Source organism: Streptomyces sp. NPDC054796 (genome assembly GCF_053611545.1).
The window spans coordinates 1-7,975 of sequence record NZ_JBSHAO010000118.1; the positions used below are offsets into that span (position 1 = coordinate 1).

8 protein-coding genes are annotated in these 7,975 nt (G+C 69.9%); 6 read left to right on the top strand and 2 right to left on the bottom strand.

Features of this window, described 5'->3' with window-relative positions; all coding sequences use genetic code 11:
- From ACWGJ2_RS39690 to ACWGJ2_RS39700, 3 genes are all read left to right on the top strand, one after another.
- Window positions 1–1,346: M16 family metallopeptidase (locus ACWGJ2_RS39690; RefSeq protein ID WP_453351276.1), on the top strand; the 1,346-nt coding region annotated here is incomplete at its 5' end.
- A gap of 64 nt (window positions 1,347–1,410) precedes the next feature.
- Entirely contained in the window at window positions 1,411–2,163 is a 753-nt protein-coding gene (gene dapB, locus ACWGJ2_RS39695; RefSeq protein WP_453351277.1) for a 4-hydroxy-tetrahydrodipicolinate reductase, read from the top strand.
- Window position 2,164: 1 nt separating this feature from the next.
- Window positions 2,165–2,608, top strand: a complete 444-nt coding sequence (locus ACWGJ2_RS39700) for a hypothetical protein (protein ID WP_453351278.1) — start codon at window positions 2,165–2,167, stop codon at window positions 2,606–2,608.
- A 93-nt stretch (window positions 2,609–2,701) separates the two neighbouring features.
- Here the strand turns inward: ACWGJ2_RS39700 and ACWGJ2_RS39705 are convergent, their stop codons facing one another.
- Window positions 2,702–3,322, bottom strand: a complete 621-nt coding sequence (locus ACWGJ2_RS39705; RefSeq protein ID WP_453351279.1) for a hypothetical protein — start codon at window positions 3,320–3,322, stop codon at window positions 2,702–2,704.
- 119 nt (window positions 3,323–3,441) lie between these two features.
- Window positions 3,442–3,678: a hypothetical protein gene (locus ACWGJ2_RS39710; RefSeq protein WP_453351280.1), complete on the bottom strand. Its 237-nt coding sequence runs from the start codon at window positions 3,676–3,678 to the stop codon at window positions 3,442–3,444.
- A gap of 282 nt (window positions 3,679–3,960) precedes the next feature.
- Between ACWGJ2_RS39710 and thyX the strand changes: the two genes are divergently transcribed.
- The 3 genes from thyX to ACWGJ2_RS39725 all read left to right on the top strand — a co-directional run bounded on the left by thyX (window position 3,961) and on the right by ACWGJ2_RS39725 (window position 7,635).
- Window positions 3,961–4,698: an FAD-dependent thymidylate synthase gene (gene thyX / locus ACWGJ2_RS39715; protein ID WP_453351281.1), complete on the top strand. Its 738-nt coding sequence runs from the start codon at window positions 3,961–3,963 to the stop codon at window positions 4,696–4,698.
- A gap of 176 nt (window positions 4,699–4,874) precedes the next feature.
- Window positions 4,875–5,774, top strand: a complete 900-nt coding sequence (gene dapA / locus ACWGJ2_RS39720) for a 4-hydroxy-tetrahydrodipicolinate synthase (RefSeq protein WP_453351282.1) — start codon at window positions 4,875–4,877, stop codon at window positions 5,772–5,774.
- Between the two features lie 175 nt (window positions 5,775–5,949).
- On the top strand, window positions 5,950–7,635 hold the full coding sequence (locus ACWGJ2_RS39725; protein WP_453351283.1) for a ribonuclease J: 1,686 nt from the start codon (window positions 5,950–5,952) through the stop codon (window positions 7,633–7,635).
- The last annotated feature ends 340 nt before the right edge of the window (window positions 7,636–7,975 follow it).

Sequence of the window (7,975 nt, forward strand, 5' to 3'; positions counted from 1 at the left end):
CCGCGACGGAGGGGCGGGCCGTCGCCCGTACCAAGACGCTCCTGAAGGGCGAGAACGGCGTGGGAACCGTCCGCAAGACCGTCCTGCCCGGCGGCCTGCGCGTGGTCACCGAGACCCTGCCGACGGTGCGCTCGGCCACCTTCGGCATCTGGGCGCACGTCGGCTCCCGCGACGAGTCCCCGTCCCTGAACGGCGCCACGCACTACCTCGAGCACCTGCTCTTCAAGGGCACCGAGCGCCGCAGCGCCCTGGACATCTCGGCGGCGCTGGACGCTGTCGGCGGCGAGATGAACGCCTTCACCGCGAAGGAGTTCACCTGCTACTACGCCCGTGTCCTGGACACCGACCTGCCGCTGGCCATCGACGTGGTGTGCGACATGCTCACCGGATCCGTCATCGACCCGTCCGAGGTGGACGCCGAGCGCGGCGTCATCCTCGAAGAGATCGCGATGACCGAGGACGATCCGGGCGACTGCGTCCACGACCTGTTCGCGAGCACCATGCTCGGCGACTCCCCGCTGGGCCGCCCCGTCCTGGGCACCGTCGACACCGTCAACGCGCTCACCCGCGACCGCATCGCGCGCTTCTACAAGAAGCACTACGACCCGACGCACCTCGTGGTCGCCGCGGCCGGGAACGTGGACCACGCCACCGTGGTGCGCCAGGTCCGCGCGGCCTTCGAGCGCGCGGGAGCCCTGGACCGTACGGAGGGCGAGCCCGTGGGGCCCCGCTCCGGCAGCCGCGCTATACGGGCATCGGGGCGCGTCGAACTGCTCGACCGGAGCACCGAGCAGGCCCACATCGTGCTGGGCATGCCCGGCGTCTCCCGCAACGACGAGCGCCGCTGGGCGCTCGGCGTGCTGAGCGCGGCCCTCGGCGGCGGCATGAGCTCGCGCCTCTTCCAGGAGATCCGCGAGAAGCGCGGGCTGGCCTACAGCACGTACTCCTACACCTCCGGATTCGCCGACTGCGGCCTCTTCGGCGTGTACGCGGGCTGCCGCCCCGGCCAGGTCCCCGACGTGCTGAAGATCTGCCGCGAGGAACTGGACCAGGTCGCCTCGCACGGCATCACCGACGACGAGCTGCGGCGCGCCGTCGGCCAGCTCTCGGGCTCGACGGTCCTCGGCCTGGAGGACACCGGGGCGCTGATGCACCGGCTGGGCAAGAGCGAGCTGTGCTGGGGCGAGCAGATGAGCGTCGACGACATGCTGGCGAAGATCTCCGCCGTCACCCCGGACGACATCCGCTCCGTCGCGGCCGATGTGCTGGGGCAGCGCCCCTCCGTCGCCGCGATCGGAGCGCTCAGCGACCGCCAGTCGGCCCATCTGCACGAGGCGGTCGCCTGAGCGCGCGGGCCGCAGCGCGCCCCGCCGCCTCACCTTTCCCGCACCTCCCCGAAGGAACGATTCCATGAGCAAGCTGCGCGTAGCCGTCCTCGGCGCCAGGGGCCGGATGGGCTCCGAGGCCGTACGGGCCGTGGAGGCCGCCGACGACCTGGAACTGGTGGCATCCCTGGGCCGCGGCGACTCGCTGACCGCGCTGACCGAGGCGGGCGCCCAGGTCGCGGTGGACCTCACCACCCCCGACTCCGTGATGGAGAACCTGGAGTTCTGCGTCGCCCACGGCATCCACGGCGTCGTCGGCACCACGGGCTGGACCGACGAGCGCCTGACGGCCCTGCGGGGATGGCTCGCGGACTCGCCGGGCACGGGCGTGCTGATCGCCCCGAACTTCGGCATCGGCGCCGTCCTGATGATGCGGTTCGCACAGCAGGCCGCGCGCTTCTACGAGTCCGTCGAGGTCGTCGAGCTGCACCACCCGAACAAGGCCGACGCGCCCAGCGGCACCGCGGCGCGTACGGCCCAGCTCATCGCGGGCGCCCGCGAGGCCGCGGGCCTGGGCGCGCAGCCCGACGCGACCAGCACGGCACTGGAGGGTGCGCGCGGCGCCGACGTCGACGGCGTGCCGGTGCACTCCGTGCGGCTGCGCGGCCTCGTCGCCCACCAGGAGGTGCTGTTCGGGGACGAGGGCGAGACGCTGACCGTGCGGCACGACTCGCTGCACCGCGGCTCCTTCATGCCGGGCGTGCTGCTGGGCGTGCGCCGCGTCGTCTCCGAACCGGGGCTGACGTTCGGCCTCGAACACTTCCTCGACCTGGACTGACGTGCGCGCGCGACTCACCTACTTCACGCTGGCCGCCGTCCTGGTCGTCTACTTCGTCCTGGTCGGCAGCCGCGGCGTGCTGCTCATCAAGCAGGGCACGGCGGTCACGGTCGTCCTGGGCGTCGCCGTGCTCGTGCTGCCCGTCATCGGGGTCTGGTTCCTGTGGCACACCACGCGCTTCGCGCGGGACGCGGGCAGGCTGGCCCGCGAGCTGGAGGCCGAGGGCGGCCTGCCCGTCGACGAGCTGCGCCGCACTCCGGCGGGCCGCATCGACAGGGACTCGGCCGACGAGGTCTTCGCCAGGCGCCGCGCGGAGACGGAGCGCTCCCCCGAGGACTGGCGCTCCTGGTTCCGGCTGGCCGTCGCCTACCACGACGCCCGCGACACCCCGCGGGCCCGCAAGGCGATGCAGCGCGCGATCACGCTGCGGCGCCGGGAGGGCTGAGGGGACGACGACGGGACGACGGAGGGCCGGGCCACGTGACATGGCCCGGCCCTCCGGTGCGTCGTACGGGCGGCGTCCCGTACGGGCGCCGTCTCAGCGGGGTTCGGCGGCCCACGCCTCTATGACGTCCGCCGCCTGCTCGAACGCCTCGCGGCGGCCGAGGAAGTCCGCGTTGTGGTCGGTCAGCAGCGTACGCAGGGGCTCGCCCTCACCCGCGCCCGTGCCTTCGGCCTTGCCCCCGCCCTTGTCCTCGCCCGCGTCCTTGCCGCCGTCACGGGTCCGCACGACGGTGAGGGCCTGGCCCTGGAGCGTACGGGGGAGGCCGAGCCACTTCACGGGCTGCTGAGCCGTCCGTACGGCGGCGATCGAGGCCCAGGGGAGGGTGACGGTGTAGAAGAGGCCGACCTGGCGCAGCCCGTGGGCGCTGACCCATACGCCGATCCGCAGCAGCCGCAGCGCGAAGGCGATGACCAGGGCGGCGATGCCCAGGCAGACCGCGGCTCCCGACACGTTCCCCGCGACGCCGATGAGCACGGCAGATATCAGCACGTACGAGGCCAGCAGAAGCAGCAGCGCCCCTCCGGCGACCCGCCAGGGCCCAGGCCGGTAGGGGCGTCGCCAGTGGTCACGGTCCTCGTAGGGCAGCGGGGTCTCGTCCGCGGCGGCTGCGGGAGCGCTCGACTCACGGTCGGCGGTCAGGAAGGGCAGGGGCACGGCTTGTCCTCGCTCGCGACTGGTTCTGTGAGCGGTGAGGTTAGCGAGGCCCCGGGGACCGGGCCACCCCCGGGTAGGTGATCACCCCGGGCGGCCCGGTCCTTCGGTCGTCAGCGGCGTCAGCGGCCCTCGGCCGCCGCAGGGCCGCCCTGCGGGTTCTGCTGCTCGGGATCGAGCGCCGGCACTCCCAGCATCAGCGACCCGACCAGCCCCGCGACGACGGTGAGGCCGAACAGGGCGCTGCCCGCTCGCTCGGCGAAGCTGCGGCGGGGCCGGGGAGGCGGGGTGACATTGCTGCGGAACCGTTCCGCCTCCGCGAGGAAGGTGAACGGGACTGTCTCTCCGCGGCGCAACATGGCAGGGGCTCCTGAGGGAATCGATCTGGATGTGTCTCATGGGGGGAACGTCCGGGCCTGCGGCAGAGTGCCCATGCTCACCGGACGTGTGTGAAAAATATCAAGTGGCAAGGCGACCTTTGGCACCGGGGGTCACTTATGGCCAAGGAGAGTCCCTTTTGTCGCAACAAGAGTGGACCAACTGGGCCAGTGCGGGCGCCATCTGCGCGTCGCGGGGGAGTGTCAGTGGCGCGCCGTAGGCTGGGCGCGCCCTGGCAGACGTACGTATGTGGAGGACCGCCAGTGACCGACAACCCCGACCAGAGCGCGCCCAGCTTCCGCGGTGACATGACCGTCGAGCTGATCAAGCACAGCGCCGCTGACACGGACGTGCTGTGGGCGGCCCGGGTCTCGACCTCAGGCGAGCAGTCACTGGACGAGCTGCACAAGGACCCCGAGCGCTCCAAGGGCCTGATCAACTACCTGATGCGGGACCGCCACGGCAGCCCCTTCGAGCACAACTCGATGACCTTCTTCATCAGCGCCCCCCTCTTCGTCTTCCGCGAGTTCCACCGCCACCGCGTCGGCTGGTCGTACAACGAGGAGTCGGGCCGCTATCGCCAGCTCCAGCCGGTCTTCTACGTCCCGGAGGCCGATCGCAAGCTCGTCCAGCAGGGCCGTCCGGGGAAGTACGAGTTCGTCGAGGGCACACCCGAACAGCACAAGCTGACGAGCGAGGCCATGCGCGAGTCCTACCGCAGGGCCTACGAGACGTACGAGGAGATGCTCGGCGCCGGAGTGGCCCGCGAGGTCGCCCGCGCCGTCCTCCCCGTCGGCCTCTACTCCTCGATGTACGCCACATGCAACGCCCGCTCCCTGATGCATTTCCTCGGCCTGCGCACCCAACACGAGCAGGCGAAGGTGCCCTCCTTCCCGCAGCGCGAGATCGAGATGGTGGGCGAGCTGATGGAGGAGCAGTGGGCCCGGCTGATGCCGCTCACGTACGCCGCGTTCAACGCCAACGGCCGTGTCGCTCCGTAGTGTCCGTATTGCGCCATTTCAAGAAGTTCATCTAGCCTGAACAAACGGGTCCGGCACTGCTTGAACCCCCGAGCAGGCAGTGCCGGGCCCTCCCTCCCCGCCTCTTTGGCCTGATCAGCGGGCCACAAGCGCCCCGAGGGAGCACACGAAGGTGAGCTGCGAGTAGCGTGGACCCCATGGCTCCGACCTCCACACCGCAGACGCCCTTCGGGCGGGTCCTGACCGCGATGGTCACGCCGTTCACAGCGGACGGCGCACTCGACCTCGACGGCGCGCAGCGGCTCGCCGCCCATCTGGTGGACTCCGGCAACGACGGCCTCGTCGTCAACGGCACGACCGGAGAGTCCCCGACGACCAGCAACGCGGAGAAAGCGCAACTGGTCAGGGCAGTGGTGGAAGCGGTCGGCGACCGTGCCCACGTCGTGGCCGGAGCCGGCACGAACGACACGGCACACAGCCTCGAACTGGCCCGCGACGCCGCCAAGGCGGGCGCGCACGGCCTCCTCGCGGTGACGCCGTACTACAGCAAGCCCCCGCAGGAGGGTCTCCTGCGGCACTTCACCGCCATCGCGGACTCCACGGACCTGCCGGTCATGCTCTACGACATCCCCGGCCGCTCCGGCGTCCCGATCAACACCGAGACCATCGTCCGGTTGGCGGAACACCCCCGCATCGTCGCGAACAAGGACGCCAAGGGCGACCTCGGCCGCGCGAGCTGGGCCATCGCGACCAGCGGACTGGCCTGGTACAGCGGGGACGACATGCTGAACCTCCCCCTGCTGTCCGTCGGCGCGGTCGGCTACGTCTCGGTGGTCGGCCACCTCGTCACCCCCGAGCTGCGCTCCCTGCTGGAGGCGCACGTGTCGGGCGACGTCAGCAAGGCGACCGAGATCCACCAGAAGCTGCTCCCGGTTTTCACGGGTATGTTCCGTACCCAGGGCGTCATCACCACCAAGGCGGCCCTCGCCCTGAAGGGGCTCCCCGCCGGGCCGCTGCGCCTGCCGCTGGTGGAGCTGTCCCCGGAGGAGACCGAACAGCTCAAGCACGATCTCTCGCACGGCGGGGTACAGCTCTAGCCCACAGACTTCACAACTGAATACCGAGAACCACCGCTCGTGCATGACCTCACGCGTCACGCACTTTCGATACAAGACGAATCGCCACACGAACATCGCGCGCGCCACGTGTCCCACGCGGTCCCCCACGCCGGAGGCCAGGGGCGCGTGGCGCGCGTGCTAAAAGGAGAGTCTTTTGAGTCATCCGCATCCCGAGCTGGGCCCGCCGCCCAAGCTCCCCGAAGGCGGCCTGCGGGTCACCCCGCTGGGCGGCCTGGGCGAGATCGGCCGCAACATGACGGTCTTCGAATACGGCGGCAGACTGCTGATCGTCGACTGCGGCGTCCTCTTCCCCGAGGAGGAGCAGCCCGGCATCGACCTCATCCTTCCCGACTTCAGCTCCATCCGGGACCGCCTCGACGACATCGACGGCATCGTCCTGACACACGGGCACGAGGACCACATCGGCGGCGTCCCGTACCTGCTGCGGGAGAAGCCCGACATCCCGCTGATCGGCTCCAAGCTGACCCTCGCCCTGATCGAGGCCAAGCTTCAGGAGCACCGGATCAGGCCCTACACCCTTGAGGTGGAGGAGGGGCACACCGAGCGCATCGGCCCGTTCGACTGCGAGTTCGTCGCCGTCAACCACTCCATCCCGGACGCGCTGGCCGTCGCCATCCGCACCCCGGCCGGCATGGTCGTGCACACCGGCGACTTCAAGATGGACCAGCTTCCCCTCGACGGGCGTCTCACCGACCTGCGGGCCTTCTCCCGCCTCGGTGAAGAGGGCATCGACATGCTCCTCGTGGACTCCACGAACGCCGAGGTCCCCGGCTTCGTCCCGCCCGAGCGCGACATCTCCAACGTGCTGCGCCAGGTCTTCGCGAGCGCGCAGAAACGCATCATCGTCGCGAGCTTCGCCAGCCACGTGCACCGCATCCAGCAGATCCTGGACGCCGCGCACGAGTACGGACGCCGGGTGGCCTTCGTCGGCCGCTCGATGGTCCGCAACATGGGGATCGCCCGCGACCTCGGCTACCTCAAGATCCCCGCGGGTCTCGTCGTCGACGTCAAGGCGCTGGACGACCTCCCGGACGACGAGGTGGTCCTCGTCTGCACCGGTTCCCAGGGCGAGCCGATGGCGGCCCTGTCCCGCATGGCCAACCGCGACCACCAGATCCGCATCGTCGCCGGTGACACCGTGATCCTGGCGTCGTCCCTGATCCCGGGCAACGAGAACGCGGTCTACCGCGTGATCAACGGCCTGACGCGGTGGGGCGCCAACGTCATCCACAAGGGCAACGCGAAGGTCCACGTCTCGGGCCACGCCTCGGCGGGCGAGCTGCTGTACTTCTACAACATCTGCCAGCCGAAGAACCTGATGCCCGTGCACGGCGAGTGGCGCCACCTGCGCGCCAACGCGGAGCTGGGCGCCCAGACGGGTGTCCCCAGGGACCGCGTGGTCATCGCGGAGGACGGCGTCGTCGTGGACCTGGTCGACGGCAAGGCCAAGATCACCGGCAAGGTCCAGGCGGGATACGTGTACGTGGACGGCCTCTCGGTCGGAGATGTCACGGAGTCCTCTCTCAAGGACCGCCGCATCCTCGGGGACGAGGGGATCATCTCCGTCTTCGTGGTGGTCGACAGCACGACGGGCAAGATCACGGGCGGCCCCCACATCCAGTCCCGCGGCTCCGGCATCGACGACGCGGACTTCGCGCACGTCATGCCGAAGATCGACGAGGCCCTGGCCAAATCGGCCCAGGACGGCGTCGCCGAGACCCACCAGCTCCAGCAGCTCGTCCGCCGCACGGTGGGCAAGTGGGTCTCCGACAACTACCGCCGGCGCCCGATGATCCTCCCCGTGGTCGTCGAGGTCTGAGGTCCAGCAGGGACCAACAGGGAGCGGGGCGCCTCGATTTGCATCCCGGCGCCCCGCTCCAGTACGTTTACGGCTCCACCGCAAGGGGAACCCGGAGCGTCCTGCGCTTCGAAGGGAGCCCTTGACCGGAATTCGGAAATCGGCCCGGAAGGGACCGGAAAAAGAATCTGGTAAGGTTGGAAACACCGAAAGGGAAGCGCCCGGAGGAAAGCCCGAGAGGGTGAGTACAAAGGAAGCGTCCGTTTCTTGAGAACTCAACAGCGTGCCAAAAGTCAACGCCAGATATGTTGATACCCCGTCTCCAGCCGGTTTTGGTTGGGGCAGGGTTCCTTTGAAGAAA

Coding starts and splice junctions, on each gene's coding strand:
- dapB (WP_453351277.1), top strand. CDS start 1,411: ATGAGCAAGCTGCGCGTAGCCGTCCTCGGCGCCAGGGGCCGGATGGGC.
- dapA (WP_453351282.1), top strand. CDS start 4,875: ATGGCTCCGACCTCCACACCGCAGACGCCCTTCGGGCGGGTCCTGACC.
- ACWGJ2_RS39710 (WP_453351280.1), bottom strand. CDS start 3,678: ATGTTGCGCCGCGGAGAGACAGTCCCGTTCACCTTCCTCGCGGAGGCG.